The organism is Pantoea wallisii (assembly GCF_002095485.1).
GTDB lineage: Bacteria > Pseudomonadota > Gammaproteobacteria > Enterobacterales > Enterobacteriaceae > Pantoea > Pantoea wallisii.
On record NZ_MLFS01000021.1, the window covers coordinates 28,245 to 45,263 of the forward strand.

The following is a 17,019-nucleotide window of genomic DNA, read 5'->3' on the forward strand; positions in this document are numbered from 1 at the left end:
CCAAAAAACCACTTAGTCGTTTTGGTTATTTAATATGTCGAAGCCGTATTTAATCGTTAATATACAGGCCGGTAACCTACCCACTCTTCCGCCGCTTCCCGGTACGGATTTCTGACACTGGAATTTTTAACGCGATGACGACTCAGGCACCCCCAGCAATGCTTCCGCTATCCCCGGAGCAACTTACGCGCTTACAGGCGGCGACGACCGATTTCAATCCTACCCAGCTGGCCTGGCTCTCCGGCTATTTCTGGGGCATGGTCAATCAGCAGCCTGGAGCGGGTGTCGCTTCAGCGCCGGCGCAAGCCGAAGCGCCGGGCATCACGCTGATCTCCGCTTCGCAAACCGGCAATGCGCGTCGCCTTGCGGAGCAACTGCGTGACGATCTGCTGGCGGCCAAACTGAGCGTCAACCTGGTCAACGCCGGGGATTACAAATTCAAACAGATCGGCCAGGAAAAACTGCTGGTCATCGTCACCTCCACGCAGGGCGAGGGCGAACCACCGGAAGAGGCGGTCGCGCTGCACAAATTCCTGCTGTCGAAAAAAGCGCCGAAGCTGGACGGTGCCGCCTTTGCCGTGTTTGGCCTTGGCGATACCTCTTATGAGTTCTTCAGCAAAGCGGGTAAAGATTTCGACAGCCGCCTGGCGGAGCTGGGCGCCGAGCGCCTGCTGGATCGCGTGGATGCTGACGTCGAGTACAGCGAGCTCGCCAGCGCCTGGCGTTTACAACTTACCGACCTGCTTAAAGCGCGTGTACCCAGTGCGACACCGGCGCAGGCAGCGGTCAGCGCGGCGGGCAGCGTCAATGTGATCGACAGCAGCCCCTACACTAAAGAGGCACCGCTCACCGCCAGCTTCGCGCTCAATCAGAAAATCACCGGTCGTGACTCTGATAAAGACGTGCGCCACATTGAGATCGACTTAGGCGACTCCGGCCTGCGCTATCAGCCGGGCGATGCGCTTGGCGTTTGGTATGAGAATGACGCTGAACTGGTGCAGGAGTTACTGCAGCTGGTGTGGCTGAAAGGGGATGAGCAGGTTGAGGTGCGCGGCGAAACGCTGCCGCTGGCCGATGCGCTGCAGAAGCATTTCGAGCTAACCGTTAATACCCCACAAATTGTTGAGCAGTATGCGACGCTGTCGCGCAATGAGGCGCTGCTGGCGCTGGCCGGCGACAAGCCGAAACTGCAGAGCTATGCGCAGAGCTTCCCGATTGTCGATATGGTGCGTCAGGCACCGACCGAACTCAACGCCGAACAGCTGATCGGCCTGCTGCGTCCGCTGACGCCGCGCCTCTACTCCATCGCCTCTTCGCAGGCGGAGAACGAAACCGAAGTGCACATTACCGTAGGTGCCGTACGCTATGAGATTGATGGTCGCCAGCGCGGCGGCGGCGCGTCCACCTGGCTGGCGGATCGCATTGAAGAAGATGGCGAGATTCGCGTCTTTATTGAGCATAACGACAACTTCCGTCTGCCGGCCAACCCGGAAACGCCGGTAATCATGATCGGCCCGGGCACCGGCATTGCGCCGTTCCGCGCCTTTATGCAGCAGCGCGATAACGAGGGCGCCGGCGGCAAAAACTGGCTGTTCTTTGGTAATCCGCACTTTACCGACGATTTTCTCTATCAGGTGGAGTGGCAGAAATACGTTAAAGATGGCCTGCTGACCAACATCGATCTGGCGTGGTCACGCGATCAGGCAGAGAAGATTTACGTACAGGATAAAATCCGTGCCAAAGGTGCGGAAGTGTGGCGCTGGATTCAGGAAGGCGCGCACCTTTACGTCTGCGGCGATGCCAATCGCATGGCGAAGGACGTTGAGCAGGCATTACTGGATGTGGTGGTCGAACACGGCGCTATGGATCGTGAAACGGCTGACGAATTTTTAAGTGAGCTGCGCATTGAGCGCCGTTATCAGCGAGACGTTTACTAATGAGCGAAAAACATCCTGGACCGCTGGTCGTTGAAGGCAAGCTGGTTGACGCTGAGCGTCTGAAAAAACAGAGCAACTATCTGCGTGGCACCATCCTCGAGGACCTTGATGAGGGGCTGACCGGTGGCTTCAATGGCGATAACTTCCTGCTGATCCGTTTCCACGGGATGTACCAGCAGGATGACCGCGACATTCGCGCTGAGCGCGCGGCGCAGAAGCTGGAACCGCGCCATGCCATGATGCTGCGTTGCCGTCTGCCGGGTGGCATCATCACGCCAACCCAGTGGCTGGCAATTGATAAGTTTGCCACCGATAAGACCCTTTATGGCAGCATCCGTCTGACCAACCGTCAGACCTTCCAGTTCCACGGTATTCTGAAGAAGAATGTGAAGCCGTCGCATCAGATGCTGCACGAAGTGGGACTGGACGCGCTGGCCACCGCCAACGACGTTAACCGCAACGTGCTGTGCACCTCCAACCCGGTAGAGTCCGAGCTGCATCAGGAAGCGTACGAGTGGGCGAAAAAGCTCTCTGAGCACCTGCTGCCGCAGACGCGCGCCTACGCTGAGATCTGGTGGGATCAGGAAAAGGTTGCCACCACGGATCAGGAGCCGATCCTGGGCGAAACCTACCTGCCGCGTAAGTTCAAAACTACCGTGGTCGTGCCGCCGCATAACGATGTTGATCTGCACGCCAACGATCTCAACTTCATCGCTATCGCGGAGAACGGCAAGCTGGTTGGTTTTAACCTGCTGGTGGGCGGTGGCCTGTCGATTGAGCACGGCAACAAAGCCACCTATGCGCGTACCGCCAGTGAGTTTGGTTTCCTGCCGGTGGAGAAGATCCTTGATGTGGCAGCGGCGGTAGTGACCACGCAGCGCGACTGGGGTAACCGTACCGATCGTAAAAACGCCAAAACCAAATATACGCTGGAGCGCGTAGGCGTTGAGACCTTTAAAGCGGAAGTGGAGAAACGCGCCGGACTGACCTTCGCACCTATCCGTCCGTACGCCTTCACCACCCGTGGCGATCGTATCGGCTGGGTCAAAGGCATTGATAAGAAGTGGCACCTGACGCTGTTCATCGAAAACGGCCGCCTGCTGGACTATCCGGGGCGCCCGCTGAAGAGCGGTATCGCCGAAATTGCCAAAGTACACCAGGGCGATTTCCGCCTGACCGCCAACCAGAACCTGATTGTGGCGGGCGTGCCGGAGCAGCAGAAAGCGCAGATTGAAGCCATTGCCCGCGAACATGGGTTGATGGAAGCGGTAACGCCGCAGCGCGAAAACTCAATGGCCTGCGTGGCGTTTCCGACCTGTCCGCTGGCGATGGCCGAAGCCGAACGCTTCCTGCCGTCGTTCGTAACCAAAGTGGAAGAGATCATGCACGCGCATGGCGTGGGCGAAGAGCACATCGTGTTACGCGTTACCGGTTGTCCCAACGGTTGCGGCCGTGCCATGCTGGCAGAACTGGGTCTGGTGGGCAAAGCGCCAGGCCGTTACAACCTGCATATCGGCGGGAACCGCATCGGCACCCGTATTCCGCGTATGTACCGTGAGAACATCACGGAGAACGAGATCCTCGCCACCATTGATGAGCTGGTCGCGCGCTGGCAACCGGGCGCAACCCTGACGAAGGCTTCGGCGATTTCGTGGTACGCGTGGGCATTATTAAAGCCGTGCTCGATCCTGCCCGTGATTTCTGGGACGCGGAGGCCGTATGACGGTACTTGATCTCGCAACATTGAATAGCGGCAGCAAAGTGGACCGCATCATGCGCTGGCCGAAAGCAACGTGCAGCTGGAGTCGCTCAGTGCGGAGCAGCGCGTAAGCTGGGCGCTGAAGCAGCTGCCAGGCGCGTTTGTGCTCTCCTCCAGCTTTGGCATTCAGGCAGCGGTGCTGCTGCACATGGTCACGCAGCAGAAACCGGATATTCCGGTCATCCTTACCGATACCGGCTATCTGTTTCCGGAAACCTACCGCTTCATTGATGAACTGACGCAGCAGCTCAATCTGAACCTGCAGATCTTCCGCGCCGAGACTTCGGCGGCATGGCAGGAGGCGCGCTACGGCAAACTGTGGGAGCAGGGCGTGGAAGGGATTGAGCAGTACAACCAGATCAACAAAGTGGAGCCGATGAACCGCGCGCTGGGGACGCTGGGCGCACAAACCTGGTTTGCCGGTTTGCGCCGCGATCAATCCGGCAGCCGCGCCAGCCTGCCGGTGCTGGCGGTGCAGCGCGGCGTGTTCAAGATTCTGCCTATCATTGACTGGGATAACCGCCAGGTGCATCAGTACCTGAAGCAGCACGGTCTGAAGTACCATCCGCTGTGGGACGAAGGGTATCTGTCAGTCGGGGATACGCACACCACACGCAAGTGGGAGCCCGGCATGGCGGAAGAGGAGACGCGCTTCTTTGGTCTGAAGCGCGAATGCGGATTACATGAAGGTTAAGGCCTGAAAGAGACCGCAGATAGCGGTAGCGGCGCAATAAAGTGTGCCGCTACCGGGTATGCCTGTGTGCAGTAACCGTTTCTGAATCGAGCTCCGCGTCCGCGGCAACTCAACTCAACTTTACAGCGTCGGATTCGTCAATTCCGTGAGCAGCGGCTGCAAAATCTTCACGCTATCGCGCGTGCGCTGCGTAATGCGGCCGGGCAGCCAGCGATCAAGGTAGGTAAGATTATCGCGTTCGGTTTGGTGGCGTACCGCGCCGTCCGGGAAATGCGCCGTGCGGGCGCGCTGCTGCTGACCATCTTTATTGCCCAGCGCCCAGTTGGCGGCGGTAACATCCAGCAGCGGAATGCCGGCTTTATCGAACGGATTCACTCCCGGATAATCGCGCGGGGTCATCGCATGACTGGCCGCGGAGATACCGTAACGGTGGGCAATCTGCAGGGCGCGGGCGCTGGTCTGCTTACGCACCGCCGAGGGTGTATTGATACCGCTGTTGAAATAGAGGCGATCGCCCACGATCAGGCTATTGAGATCGATCACCAGCAGCGTATTTTTCTTCTCCTGCGCGCTCATGCGCGCCAGGTAATCATCCATGCCGTGTAAACCCATTTCGCCCGCGCTCAGCGCGACAAAACGCACGCCATAGTGCAGCGGCGCATTGCTCAGCTGCTGTGCCAGCTCCAGCATCACGCCAAGCCCGGAGGCATTATCATCCACGCCCTGCAGACGCAGACCGCCAAGGTTGTTGTCCGCTTCATGGCGGCTGAGCGGCGTCCAGGTATCCAGATGCGTAACGATCAGAATCTCCTGCGGCACGCTCCCGGCGCGAGCGGCAATCACCGAGGTGGCGGTCACTTTGTGGCGGCGCGTTTCGCCGCGCTTCTCCAGCCAGTCATAACCGGTATTGAACTGGCGGGTATTGCTCTGATAACCAAGTCGGGTGAACTGCTGTTGCAGATAATCCGCGGTCATCAGCTCCGCAGGCGTGCCGCTCATGCGGCCGGGAAAGTAGGTGGCAATATGGCGAAGCTGCTGTTCAGCAAAATGGCCGGGCGCTGCAGGCGCGGCCTGGGCCAGAAAGGGCAGCCCGCCTGCAACCAGTGCCGCCAGAGCATGGCGGCGCAACAGAGCAAACAGAGTCGTGATCATGACATCCCGTCAGGGTAAAAAAATTCTGAGTTAGTATGAAACTGTGACCGGCTTTGCACAATTTGAATTGCTCCGAAACACCAGCAATATCATCTGTTAAGCACAAATTGTTATCAGCAATCCTGGGGCGTTATTCCATTCAGTAACTACTAATGCCAATTCGTAATTTCATCAGCCAGAAGGCAGGGACGTATAGTCGCGTTAACTTATTGTAAAACTAGCAAGGTTAACGTGGATTATTTGCCTCTTTTTGCCGATCTCAAAAACCGTCCGGTGCTGGTGGTCGGCGGTGGTGAAATCGCGGCGCGCAAAATCGAGCTGCTGCGGCGCGCCGGTGCGCGCGTGCAGGTTGCCGCGCGCGAGCTGGGCCATGAGCTACAGGCGCTGCTGGAGATAGCGGCAATTGAGTGGGTGGCGCAGCACTTTGATCCCGCCCAGCTGGATGGCGTTTTCCTTGTGATTGCCGCCACCGATGACAATGCCCTTAACGCCCGGGTATTTGATGCCGCCAACGCGCGGCACAAGCTGGTTAACGTGGTCGACGATCAGCCGAAATGCAGCTTTATCTTCCCGTCAATTGTTGACCGTTCGCCATTAGTGGTGGCGATCTCGTCAAGCGGCACCGCGCCGGTGCTGGCGCGTCTGCTGCGGGAAAAAATCGAAGCGCTGCTCCCCGCGAACCTCGGGCAGATGGCCGACGTAGCCGGGCAGTGGCGTGACAAAGTTAAACAGCGCTACCGCAGGATGTCTGATCGCCGGCGTTTCTGGGAGCGCGCCTTCAATGGCCTGTTTGCCAGCCAGATGGCGGCGGGCAACGTTAATGAAGCGCGTCAGACGCTGGATCGCGAACTGGAGAACAGCAGCGACAATCAGGGGGAGATCACCCTGGTGGGCGCGGGGCCGGGCGACAGCGGGCTGCTGACGCTGCGCGGCTTGCAGGTGATGCAGCTGGCCGATGTGGTGCTGTATGACCATTTGGTGAGCGAAGAGGTATTAGAGCTGGTGCGCCGCGATGCCGACCGCATCTGCGTTGGCAAACGTGCCGGCGCGCACTCGGTGCCGCAGGAGGAGACCAACCAGCTGCTGGTCACGCTGGCGCAGCAGGGCAAGCGCGTGGTGCAGCCTGAAGGGCGGCGATCCGTTTATCTTTGGCCGCGGCGGCGAGGAGCTGCAGGCGGCACAGGCGGCCGGCATTCCGTTTCAGGTGGTGCCGGGCATCACCGCTGCTGCCGGCGCGACCGCCTATGCCGGTATTCCGTTAACCCACCGCGACTACGCCCAGAGCGTGCTGTTTATCACCGGACATTGCCAGGCGGACAGCCAGGGCATTGACTGGCCATCGCTGGCGCGTGCGCGGCAAACGCTGGCGATCTACATGGGCACGGTTAAAGCGGCAGAGATCGCCGCCGGACTGATTGAACATGGCCGCGATGCAGCAACGCCGGTGGCCGTGATTGGGCGCGGCACGCGTCAGGATCAGCAGGTGCTGACCGGCACACTCGAAAATCTTGAGGCGCTGGCGGCAGCGGCGCCCACGCCAGCACTGCTCGTGATTGGCGAAGTGGTGAATTTACACGGGCAGTTAGCCTGGTTCCAACATTCGGCACAGCAGGGGGCTCGCGAGTCCGCCGTTGTCACTTTGGCTTGAGGAAAAATTATGGACCAAAACCGTCTTACTCATCTGCGCCAGCTGGAAGCAGAGAGTATCCATATCATCCGCGAGGTAGCGGCCGAGTTTAGCAATCCGGTGATGATGTACTCCATCGGCAAGGACTCCTCGGTCATGCTGCATCTGGCGCGTAAAGCCTTCTATCCGGGCACGCTGCCGTTTCCGCTGCTGCACGTTGATACCGGCTGGAAATTCCGTGAAATGTACGCGTTCCGCGACCGCACGGTGAAGAACATGGGCGCTGAGCTGCTGGTTCACCGCAATCCGGAAGGCGTGGCGATGGGCATCAACCCATTTGTGCACGGCAGCGCCAAGCACACCGATATCATGAAAACTGAGGCCTTAAGCAGGCACTCAACAAATATGGGTTTGATGCTGCCTTCGGTGGCGCGCGCCGCGATGAAGAGAAGTCGCGTGCTAAAGAGCGTATCTACTCATTCCGCGACCGTTTCCACCGCTGGGACCCGAAAAACCAACGTCCTGAGCTGTGGCACAACTACAACGGCCAGATTAACAAAGGTGAAAGCATCCGCGTCTTCCCGCTCTCCAACTGGACCGAGCTGGATATCTGGCAGTACATCTTCCTGGAAAACATCGAAATTGTTCCGCTGTACCTGGCGGCACCGCGTCCGGTGCTGGAGCGTGATGGCATGCTGATGATGGTGGATGACGATCGCATCGATCTGCAGCCTGGTGAAGTGATCAAGCAGCGTATGGTGCGTTTCCGTACGCTGGGCTGTTGGCCGCTGACTGGCGCGGTGGAGTCAGAAGCGCAGACGCTACCGGAGATCATTGAAGAGATGCTGGTCTCTACCACCAGTGAACGCCAGGGCCGCGTAATAGACCGCGATCAGTCCGGTTCGATGGAACTCAAGAAACGTCAGGGTTATTTCTAAGGAGACGCAGATGAATACCGTTATTGCACAACAGATTGCCGATCAGGGCGGCGTAGAAGCCTGGCTGACCGCGCAACAGCACAAAAGCCTGCTGCGTTTCCTCACCTGCGGTAGCGTCGACGACGGCAAAAGTACGCTGATTGGTCGTCTGCTGCACGATACCCGACAGATTTATGAAGATCAGCTCTCTTCGCTGCACAATGACAGCAAACGTCACGGCACGCAGGGCGAGAAGCTGGATCTGGCGCTGCTGGTGGATGGTTTGCAGGCCGAGCGCGAACAGGGCATCACCATTGATGTCGCCTATCGCTACTTCTCTACCGAGAAGCGCAAATTTATCATCGCTGATACGCCGGGGCACGAGCAATACACGCGCAATATGGCGACCGGCGCATCTACTTGCGACCTGGCGATTCTGCTGATCGATGCGCGTAAAGGCGTGCTGGATCAAACCCGTCGCCACAGCTTTATCTCGACGCTGTTAGGCATCAAACACCTGGTGGTGGCGATCAATAAAATGGATCTGGTGGCGTATCGCCAGGAGACATTTGAGCAGATCAAACAGGATTACCTCGATTTCGCCGCGCAGCTGCCGGACGACCTGGATATCCGCTTTGTGCCGATGTCGGCGCTGGAGGGCGATAACGTCGCTACACAGAGCGTCACCATGCCGTGGTACAGCGGCCCAACGCTGCTTGACGTGCTGGAGACCGTAGAGCTGAAGCGCGTGGTGGATCACCAGCCGATGCGCTTCCCGGTGCAATATGTGAACCGTCCGAATCTGGATTTCCGCGGCTATGCCGGTACGCTGGCATCTGGCGTGGTGAGCGTTGGCCAGCGTGTCAAAGTGCTGCCATCCGGCGTTGAATCCAGCGTGGCCCGCATCGTGACTTTTGATGGCGATCTGCCCGAAGCGGCAGCCGGCGAAGCGATTACGCTGGTGCTGAATGATGAGATCGACATCAGCCGTGGCGATCTGCTGGTGGACGCCTCTGCCGATCTTCAGGCTGTACAGTCCGCAACAGTGGATGTGGTATGGATGGCCGAGCAGCCGCTGCAGGCGGGCCAGAGCTACGAAGTGAAGGTCGCCGGGAAAAAAGCGCGCGGCCGCGTGGAGAAGGTCATTCATCAGGTGGAGATCAACACTCTGGAGAAGCGCGCGGTTGAGAGCCTGCCGCTCAATGGTATTGGCCTGGTGGAGATCACTTTCGATGAGCCGATGGTGCTGGATGCTTATCAGCAGAATCCGGTAACCGGTGGAATGATCTTTATCGATCGCCTGAGTAATGTGACGGTCGGTGCCGGGATGATCAATCAGCCCCTGAGTGAAAACCGTGCTCAGACTGGTGAGTACAGTGATTTTGAGCTGGAGCTGAATGCGCTGGTGCGCCGTCACTTCCCGCACTGGAATGCGCGCGATCTGCTGGGCGGTCAGTAATGGCACAGCACGATGAAAACGTGGTGTGGCATGACCATCCGGTCACGCGGGCTGAACGCGAACAGCAGCACGGCCATCAGGGCGTGGTGCTGTGGTTTACCGGGCTCTCCGGCTCGGGTAAATCCACCGTGGCGGGCGCGCTGGAGCAGGCGTTGCACCGGTTGGGCGTCAGCACCTATCTGCTGGACGGCGACAATGTGCGCCACGGGCTATGCCGCGATCTCGGCTTCAGCGATGACGATCGTAAAGAGAACATTCGTCGCGTCGGGGAAGTGGCAAAACTGATGGTGGATGCGGGCCTCGTGGTGCTGACCGCATTTATCTCGCCGCACCGTGCAGAGCGTCAGATGGTGCGCGATCTGCTCGGCGAGGGCCAGTTTGTTGAAGTGTTTGTGGATACGCCGCTGGCCGTGTGTGAAGCGCGCGATCCCAAAGGATTATACAAAAAAGCCCGGGCCGGTGAGCTGCGTAATTTCACCGGTATCGACAGCGTTTACGAGGCGCCGGATGCCCCGGAAATCCAGCTGGATGGCGAACAATTGGTTACAAAACTCGCGGCCCAATTGTTAGACCTGTTGCGCCACCGCGATATCATCAGATCCTGAACCGACAGCGGCAGATCCTTATCGGGTTTGCCGCGCTTTAGCGTCAACAGGATCTCTATGCAGAACGTTACTCCCATGCTGGCACGTAAAGATGAACGCAACCCGGATGAGCCGCGCTCATCGTTGCCGGGCGGCGTAATAGGCTTTTTCTCCTACTGGTGCGCACTGGGCATTCCGTTCCTGCTTTACGGCTCTAACACGCTGTTCTTCTTTCTCTATACCTGGCCGTTCTTCCTTGCGCTATTGCCCGCTTCGGTGCTGATTGGCATCGTACTGAGCCAGTTACTGCGCGGTCGACTGCTGTGGAGCGGAGGGCTCACCGTGCTGCTGGTGGTACTCCTGTTCTGGCTGGTTTTCTCTTTTCTCTCCGGCTGGTAAGCCTCAGGCTGATGTGCAAACGCATCGGCAGGTTACAAAAGTTTACCTGCTTCTGTGGCGATTAGGGCTGAGCGCGCGGTATGTCCGTCTTCTGTTAGCGATCCTCTGCGGGCGATTTTCGCCATCAGACACTAGCGCATCGCTTACTGTTTGTGCCGGCCAGGTTGAATTTCGCTGCCGCTGTGGAGTCCGGCGTCAAGTTATGGGATGATTGGGCCGTTTTTCAGGGGGCGGGGATGGGAAAACTGACGTTACTGCTGCTCGTGCTGCTGGGATGGTTGCAATACTCTCTGTGGCTGGGCAAGAACGGTATCCATGATTATACGCGCGTCAATGAAGACGTTGCGTCACAACAGGCGAATAACGCCAAACTCAAAGCGCGAAACGATCAACTGTTTGCCGAAATTGACGATCTCAATGGGGGCTCAGAGGCGATTGAGGAGCGCGCACGCAGCGAGCTCGGCATGATTAAGCCTGGCGAGACTTTCTATCGTCTGGTGCCGGACCAGAATAAACGTAATGCGCAGTCTGCGCAGAACCAGCAACGATAATCCATGACTCATTTCTCTTCCGCGGCGGATGTGATTGCCGTCGTACCGGCTGCCGGTGTCGGCAGTCGCATGCAGGCGGCCTGTCCAAAACAGTATCTTACGATTGGTCAGCACACTCTGCTGGAGCACAGCGTGGCGCGCCTGCTGGCGCACCCGGCGGTGAAGCAGGTGGTGGTGCCGGTCAGCCCGGACGATGGCTGGTTTGATACGCTGCCCCTCGCGCGCGATACGCGCGTGCTGCGTGTTACCGGTGGCGAAACCCGTGCCGAATCGGTACTGGCCGGCCTGCAGGCGATTACCCACAGTGCGTGGGTGCTGGTGCACGACGCCGCACGTCCCTGTCTGCATCCTGACGATTTAGCGCGTCTGCTGGCCGTGCGTGAGCACAGCAGAGTGGGAGCCATCCTCGCCGCGCCAGTACGTGACACCATGAAGCGTGCAGAGCCGGGTAAACAGGCGATTGCACATACCGTGGAGCGTGAAGCACTCTGGCATGCGCTCACGCCACAATTTTTCCCGCATGCGCTGCTGACCGCCTGCCTGACGCGCGCGCTGCACGAAGGCGCGACGATTACCGATGAAGCCTCCGCGCTGGAGTACTGCGGTTATCACCCGGAGCTGGTCAACGGGCGCAGCGACAACATCAAGGTGACGCGGCCAGAGGACCTGGCGCTGGCGGCCTTCTACCTCACACAGATTCAGTTAAAGGAGAGCGCATGATGCGTATCGGTCACGGTTTTGACGTTCACGCTTTTGGCGGCGAAGGTCCGTTAGTGATTGGCGGGGTGCGTATTCCCTTCGAACAGGGTTTTATTGCTCACTCTGACGGTGATGTCGCCCTGCACGCGCTGACGGATGCACTGCTTGGCGCCGTGGCGATGGGCGACATCGGCAAGCTGTTCCCGGATACCGATCCCGCCTTTAAAGGGGCTGACAGTCGCGGCCTGCTGCGTGAAGCCTGGCGTCGTATCCAGCAGAAGGGCTATCGCATCGGGAACGTGGATGTCACCCTGATTGCCCAGGCGCCGAAAATGCTGCCGCACGTCCCGCAGATGCGCGTCAATATAGCCGAAGATCTCGGCTGTCATATGGACGATGTCAACGTTAAAGCCACCACTACTGAAAAGCTTGGCTTTACCGGCCGTGGTGAAGGTATCGCCTGTGAAGCGGTCGCGCTGCTGGTGAAAGCATGAGTGAACTGCTGTACCTGCACGGCGTGCCAGGGGCGACGGGCGTCATCAAAGCCAATCCTGAGGACTTCGTGGTTATCGAAGATCTTGGTTATCCCTATGATGGGGAGGGCGAGCAGCTGCTGGTGCGCATCCGTAAGATTGGCTGCAACACACGCTTTGTTGCCGAAGCGATCGCAAAGTTTCTTGGCGTACATCAGCGCGACCTCAGCTACGCCGGCATGAAAGATCGCCATGCGGTGACGGAACAGACGCTCTGTTTCCGCGTGCCGGGCACGGCCATGCCAAACCTGGCGGGCTTCCGGCTGGAAGGCGTGGAGATCCTGCAGGTGATTCGCCACAAGCGCAAACTGCGCACCGGCGCGCTGGCGGGAAATGCGTTTCGCCTTGTGGTACGGCAGGTTTCTGACCGTGCAGAAGTGGAAGCGCGGCTGCAAAAAATCGCGCAGCAGGGCGTACCGAACTATTTCGGCGAGCAGCGATTTGGCCGTGGCGGCAATAACCTGACGCAGGCAAAGCAGTGGGCGCAAGAGACGTTTCGCCCGCGCGATCGCAGCATGAAAGGCATTCTGCTATCAGCCGCACGCAGTCACCTGTTTAACCAGGTGACCAGTGCACGTCTGCAGCGTGATGGCGCGCTGGATCGCGTTCAGGCCGGCGATGCCCTGCAGCTTGCCGGGCGCGGCAGCTGGTTTGTGGCGCAGGCGGACGAGCTGGCTGAGCTGCAGCAGCGCGTGGAGAGCCACCAGCTGCGCATCACCGCACCGCTCGCCGGACGCGGTGAACCCGGTACGCAGGGCGAGGCGCTGGCGTTTGAGCAGCAGCAGCTGGCGGGCTCAGCCGATCTGCTGGCGCTGCTGGAACGCGAACGTGTGGATGCCGCGCGCCGTGCCATGCTGGTGGTGCCCAAAGATCTGCGCTGGAGCTGGTGGGATGACGTCACCTTAGAGATGCAGTTCTGGTTGCCTGCCGGCAGTTTTGCCACCAGCGTGGTGCGTGAGCTGCTGAGTAACGGCGCCAGCGCGCCTATCGGCGACGAATAAACGAGCCGGCAATTATGCACAAAAACCTCACCATCAAGGATATTGCCGTGCTTGCCGGTGTTTCTATTACGACCGTTTCGCGCGTGCTCAACAAGCATGCATGGGTCTCTGAGAAGACCCGCGCTCGGGTAGAAAAGGTCATCACGGAACACCAGTTCAGCCCCAATCTGATGGCGCGCGGTATGATCTCACGCCAGAGCTACACGCTGGCAGTGATCGTCTCTGATATTACCAATCCCTATTTCGTTACGCTGGTGGCGCAGATCCAACAGATCTGCCTGGCTATTGGGTACAAAATCACTCTTTATGATACGCAGTCTGCCAACCGCAGCCCGGTAACGCCGGATGAAGAGATCGCTATCTTTCAGTCGATTATCGATAGTCAGATCGATGGGGTGATTGTGCTGGGCGGCCACAGCGACTATGTGCCGATTCCGGAGAGTTACCTGGCGATGCTGGACAGGCTGATGCATAAAATGGCTGTGGTCGTGGTGGGGCAACCGCATCCGGATAACCGCTGGCCGTGTGTCATGCGGGATCAGCAGCACTGTGTTGCGCTGGCGCTCAGGCACCTTCTGGCGCGCGGGTTACGGGAGATTGCGTTTATCGGCGGCTCGCGCAAAGTGTGGGTCACCTGTGAGCGCGTTAACCACTTTGTGACCACCCTGCAGCAGGCAGATATTACGCCGCGTCATGAGTGGATCTGCCTGAATAACTTTTACCCTGAACACGGGTATCAGGCGGTTGAAACGCTATGGCAGCTGCCGCAACGTCCACAGGCGCTGGTGGCCATCAACGATCGCGTAGCGATGGGCGCCATCCGCGCGCTGAGCGATCGTGGGATTCAGGTGCCGCAGCAGGTCGCTGTGATTAGCTGCGAACGTTTCCCTGGTAGTGAATACTTTATCCCGCGCCTTACCAATGTTGATCATCAAAATACGCTGCTGGGTCAGAACATTATCACGATGATGATGGCGCAGCTTAACGGCACGTTAGCCGCGGATGCCCGCCGCACGTCACCGTTACATCCGGTACTCATTCCCGGTGAATCTGCCTGAATCGATCCTCCTTCGCGTCCCGCTCCATTTCCGTTGCGCTTTGTTAGCTTGATCGCAAATCCTCCATCCTTTCGTTGACTTAATCCGCGTCGTTAAATAAGTTTGCCTGCCACCTGAAACGTTTTCAGGTGGCAGGAGAAATTGTTTAAGGAGCAGTAATGAAGCCCACCATGATGACTTACATTCACCAACAGTCAGAAGTACTGGGTAATCTTCTGGCGCGCTATCCACACGGATTACCTGCGCTGGGTGAGGCGAAAACGGTACTGGTACTGGCAACCGGGTCAAGCATCAATGCCGCGCTCAGCGCCAAATATTATGTTGAGCGGCTCACTGGCGTGCGTATTACCGTGCAGGAGCCGTTCCATTTCCAGCATTACGAGCAGTGGGATCCCGCGACCGATCGGGTGATCGCCATTTCGCAGAGCGGTGAAAGTACCTCCACGCTGGCAGCGATTACCGCCCTGAAGCAGCAGCATGGAGTTGAGACCTGGGGCATTACCGGCAGCATGCATAGCCCGCTGGCGCAGGCGGTGGATCACGCGGTCGATATCATGAACGGCGAAGAGCGCGTCGGCTACGTGACCAAAGGGTATGTGGCGACCATCCTCACGTTAATGCTGATCGGCATCCATAGCGCGCGCCAGAAAGGGCTGTTAACCGCAGAGCAGGAGCAGCATGAGCTGGCGCAACTGCAATGCGGCGTCGCGGCACTGCCGGACATCATCGCGCGAACCGAACGCTTCTGGTTGCGCTGGCAGGACGATCTCACCGCTGCACCACGCTTTATTGCGATTGGTTTTGGCCCGGCGATTGGCGTACTCAAAGAGATGGAAACCAAATTTAGCGAAACTGTGCGCGTACCGTCGCAGGGCATTGAGCTGGAAGCCTTTATGCACGGTCCCTATTTCGAAATCAATCCACAGCACCGCCTGTTCTTCCTGGATGTGGAGGCGCCTGTGCGCGAGCGCCTGCAGCTGCTGCGCCAGTACGAGCAGCGTGTGACGCCGCACGTCTGGAGTGTCTGTACCGGTGAAAGTGAAGATGAACGCACGCTGGCGCTGGGGATCGAGGTCAGCGAATGGATTGCGCCGCTCTTTATGGTCGTGCCGTTCCAGATATTGGCGCACCACACGGCAGAAGCGAAAGGAAACAACCTGCCGCAGCGCATTTTCACGGACTTTGGTGTGTCGATGAAAAGCAAGACCAAACCAGGCGATTACGACTAACGTCGGGCGGGATAAAAAGAGATAACAATTGTGAAAATCGATTATGTGAAGCTGGCGCAGGCTATCAGGGAACAGGTCGGCGGCGATGATAACATCAGCCACATTTCTCACTGCGCGACGCGCCTGCGCCTGACAATACGGGACATAACGCGGGTTGATGTCGTGGCTATCAGCGGTCTGCCGGGTGTCATCCGCGTGGTGAACGCGTCAGGTCAGCTACAGGTGGTTGTGGGGCCGCAGGTCGAACAGCTCTACATGGCGATGCAGCAGGATGCTACTCCGGTCACCAAGGCCGTGAAGCCCGGTGCGGATGAGCGCGGCATCGCAGGAAGAGTACTGGCTACGCTCGGGGCCATTTTTACGCCTTACATCGGCGTGCTGGCCGGAATCGGGGTCATCAAAGGCATCATGGTGCTGTTGCAGACGCAGGGCCTGGTTGGCCGTGACGATCTGCTGTTTGCGATGTTTAACGCGCTTGCCAGTGGTGTGTTTGTTTTTCTGCCGCTGTTTATCGCCGTTACGGCTGCCGATCGCTTTGGTGCCAGCCGCTTTACGGCGCTGGCACTGACCGCGGCGATGGTGTTTCCTCTGACGCAGCCCGAGCTGCCTGCGCAGTTCTCTCTGTTTGGTTTGAGTATCAGCCTGAAGATTTATGGCGGCGCAGTGATTCCGGCCATTCTTGCCGTGCTGCTGCTGAGTAAGGTCGAGCGCAGACTTAAGCAATGGATCCCTGAGGTGGCAGCACTGGTTTTTGTGCCTTGTCTGGCGCTGCTGATCTGCGGTTTTGTGGTCTTCACCGTGATTGGTCCGCTGGCGGATTATGCGGGCGTCGGTATTGCCCGCGGCTATAGCGCGCTTTATCAGCTCAGTCCCATGATTTCCGGTGCGCTACTGGCGGGTATAGGCCAGCTGTTCGTGGTGTTTGGCGTGCACTGGGGCATTATTCCGCTGGCGATGATCAATATTCAGGTGCAGGGTTACGACACCATCATGGCAATGTTTATGTCGGCAGTGATGGGGCAATTTGGCGCAGTAGCGGGTGCCATTTTCATTGCGCGTAGCCTGCGCGATCGACAGATCGCCATTTCAGCCTCATTGTCAGCTTTTTTCGGCATCACCGAGCCGGCGCTGTATGGCGTTAACCTCAAATACCGCATGCTGTTTGTTTTTGGCTGCGTCGGTGCCGCGCTGGGCGGCGGTATTACCGGCTGGTTGCAGGTGAAAACCTATAGTTTTTTACCGGTGCTGAACGTGTTCGAGCTGGGGTTATTTGAAGGCCCCGAATCAAAAATGATCTACGAAGTTGCGGCCATGACCGTGGCTTTCCTCACCCCATTCATTCTGACGCTGATATATGGCCGCTGGACGCTGCGCCAGTTGAATACTTCAGGCGCCTGACGCGCCGCTTCGTTAAACATAC

12 protein-coding genes and 4 pseudogenes are annotated in these 17,019 nt (G+C 58.5%); 15 read left to right on the forward strand and 1 reads right to left on the reverse strand.

What is annotated here, in order from left to right:
- Positions 1 to 134 precede the first annotated feature (134 nt).
- From cysJ to HA48_RS09645, 3 genes and pseudogenes are all read left to right on the forward strand, one after another.
- A complete protein-coding gene (cysJ, locus tag HA48_RS09635; RefSeq protein WP_128600959.1) occupies positions 135 to 1,937 on the forward strand; it encodes an NADPH-dependent assimilatory sulfite reductase flavoprotein subunit in 1,803 nt (600 codons plus the stop codon).
- A pseudogene (gene cysI / locus HA48_RS09640) lies at positions 1,937 to 3,660 on the forward strand (assimilatory sulfite reductase (NADPH) hemoprotein subunit). Before cysJ ends, cysI begins: the two are co-directional and overlap by 1 nt.
- Positions 3,657 to 4,390 (forward strand): annotated as a pseudogene (locus tag HA48_RS09645) (phosphoadenylyl-sulfate reductase). The pseudogenes cysI and HA48_RS09645 overlap by 4 nt, the downstream one beginning before the upstream one ends.
- 120 nt (positions 4,391 to 4,510) lie before the next feature.
- On the opposite strand, the gene HA48_RS09650 reads toward HA48_RS09645, so the two are convergent.
- A complete protein-coding gene (locus HA48_RS09650) occupies positions 4,511 to 5,530 on the reverse strand; it encodes an aminopeptidase (protein WP_425270664.1) in 1,020 nt (339 codons plus the stop codon).
- Positions 5,531 to 5,773: 243 nt separating this feature from the next.
- On the opposite strand from HA48_RS09650, the pseudogene cysG reads away from it, so the two are divergent.
- The 12 genes and pseudogenes from cysG (at position 5,774) to HA48_RS09710 (ending at position 16,997) form a co-directional block, all read left to right on the forward strand.
- Positions 5,774 to 7,190, forward strand: a pseudogene (gene cysG, locus HA48_RS09655) (siroheme synthase CysG).
- A gap of 9 nt (positions 7,191 to 7,199) precedes the next feature.
- Positions 7,200 to 8,107, forward strand: a pseudogene (gene cysD / locus HA48_RS09660) (sulfate adenylyltransferase subunit CysD).
- 10 nt (positions 8,108 to 8,117) lie between these two features.
- A complete protein-coding gene (gene cysN, locus HA48_RS09665) occupies positions 8,118 to 9,545 on the forward strand; it encodes a sulfate adenylyltransferase subunit CysN (protein ID WP_128600963.1) in 1,428 nt (475 codons plus the stop codon).
- A complete protein-coding gene (cysC, locus tag HA48_RS09670; protein ID WP_128600965.1) occupies positions 9,545 to 10,150 on the forward strand; it encodes an adenylyl-sulfate kinase in 606 nt (201 codons plus the stop codon). Before cysN ends, cysC begins: the two co-directional genes overlap by 1 nt.
- Positions 10,151 to 10,207: 57 nt before the next feature.
- Positions 10,208 to 10,528, forward strand: a complete 321-nt coding sequence (locus HA48_RS09675) for a DUF3561 family protein (RefSeq protein WP_128600967.1) — start codon at positions 10,208 to 10,210, stop codon at positions 10,526 to 10,528.
- Between the two features lie 236 nt (positions 10,529 to 10,764).
- On the forward strand, positions 10,765 to 11,079 hold the full coding sequence (ftsB, locus tag HA48_RS09680; RefSeq protein ID WP_128600969.1) for a cell division protein FtsB: 315 nt from the start codon (positions 10,765 to 10,767) through the stop codon (positions 11,077 to 11,079).
- A 3-nt stretch (positions 11,080 to 11,082) separates the two neighbouring features.
- On the forward strand, positions 11,083 to 11,799 hold the full coding sequence (gene ispD / locus HA48_RS09685) for a 2-C-methyl-D-erythritol 4-phosphate cytidylyltransferase (RefSeq protein ID WP_128600971.1): 717 nt from the start codon (positions 11,083 to 11,085) through the stop codon (positions 11,797 to 11,799).
- Positions 11,799 to 12,272: a 2-C-methyl-D-erythritol 2,4-cyclodiphosphate synthase gene (gene ispF, locus HA48_RS09690; protein ID WP_128601011.1), complete on the forward strand. Its 474-nt coding sequence runs from the start codon at positions 11,799 to 11,801 to the stop codon at positions 12,270 to 12,272. The genes ispD and ispF overlap by 1 nt, the downstream gene beginning before the upstream one ends.
- Entirely contained in the window at positions 12,269 to 13,312 is a 1,044-nt protein-coding gene (truD, locus tag HA48_RS09695; protein WP_128600974.1) for a tRNA pseudouridine(13) synthase TruD, read from the forward strand. The genes ispF and truD overlap by 4 nt, the downstream gene beginning before the upstream one ends.
- A 14-nt stretch (positions 13,313 to 13,326) precedes the next feature.
- Complete coding sequence (locus HA48_RS09700) at positions 13,327 to 14,370, forward strand: LacI family DNA-binding transcriptional regulator (RefSeq protein ID WP_128600976.1); 1,044 nt, start codon at positions 13,327 to 13,329, stop codon at positions 14,368 to 14,370.
- Positions 14,371 to 14,528: 158 nt separating this feature from the next.
- Positions 14,529 to 15,599, forward strand: a complete 1,071-nt coding sequence (locus tag HA48_RS09705) for an SIS domain-containing protein (RefSeq protein ID WP_128600978.1) — start codon at positions 14,529 to 14,531, stop codon at positions 15,597 to 15,599.
- A gap of 30 nt (positions 15,600 to 15,629) precedes the next feature.
- Complete coding sequence (locus HA48_RS09710) at positions 15,630 to 16,997, forward strand: PTS transporter subunit EIIC (RefSeq protein WP_128600981.1); 1,368 nt, start codon at positions 15,630 to 15,632, stop codon at positions 16,995 to 16,997.
- Positions 16,998 to 17,019: the final 22 nt, after the last annotated feature.

Excerpts from the sequence above, each read along its gene's own strand:
- cysJ (WP_128600959.1), top strand. The coding sequence starts at position 135 with ATGACGACTCAGGCACCCCCAGCAATGCTTCCGCTATCCCCGGAGCAA.
- cysN (WP_128600963.1), top strand. The coding sequence starts at position 8,118 with ATGAATACCGTTATTGCACAACAGATTGCCGATCAGGGCGGCGTAGAA.
- cysC (WP_128600965.1), top strand. The coding sequence starts at position 9,545 with ATGGCACAGCACGATGAAAACGTGGTGTGGCATGACCATCCGGTCACG.
- HA48_RS09675 (WP_128600967.1), top strand. The coding sequence starts at position 10,208 with ATGCAGAACGTTACTCCCATGCTGGCACGTAAAGATGAACGCAACCCG.
- ftsB (WP_128600969.1), top strand. The coding sequence starts at position 10,765 with ATGGGAAAACTGACGTTACTGCTGCTCGTGCTGCTGGGATGGTTGCAA.
- ispD (WP_128600971.1), top strand. The coding sequence starts at position 11,083 with ATGACTCATTTCTCTTCCGCGGCGGATGTGATTGCCGTCGTACCGGCT.
- ispF (WP_128601011.1), top strand. The coding sequence starts at position 11,799 with ATGCGTATCGGTCACGGTTTTGACGTTCACGCTTTTGGCGGCGAAGGT.
- truD (WP_128600974.1), top strand. The coding sequence starts at position 12,269 with ATGAGTGAACTGCTGTACCTGCACGGCGTGCCAGGGGCGACGGGCGTC.
- HA48_RS09700 (WP_128600976.1), top strand. The coding sequence starts at position 13,327 with ATGCACAAAAACCTCACCATCAAGGATATTGCCGTGCTTGCCGGTGTT.
- HA48_RS09705 (WP_128600978.1), top strand. The coding sequence starts at position 14,529 with ATGAAGCCCACCATGATGACTTACATTCACCAACAGTCAGAAGTACTG.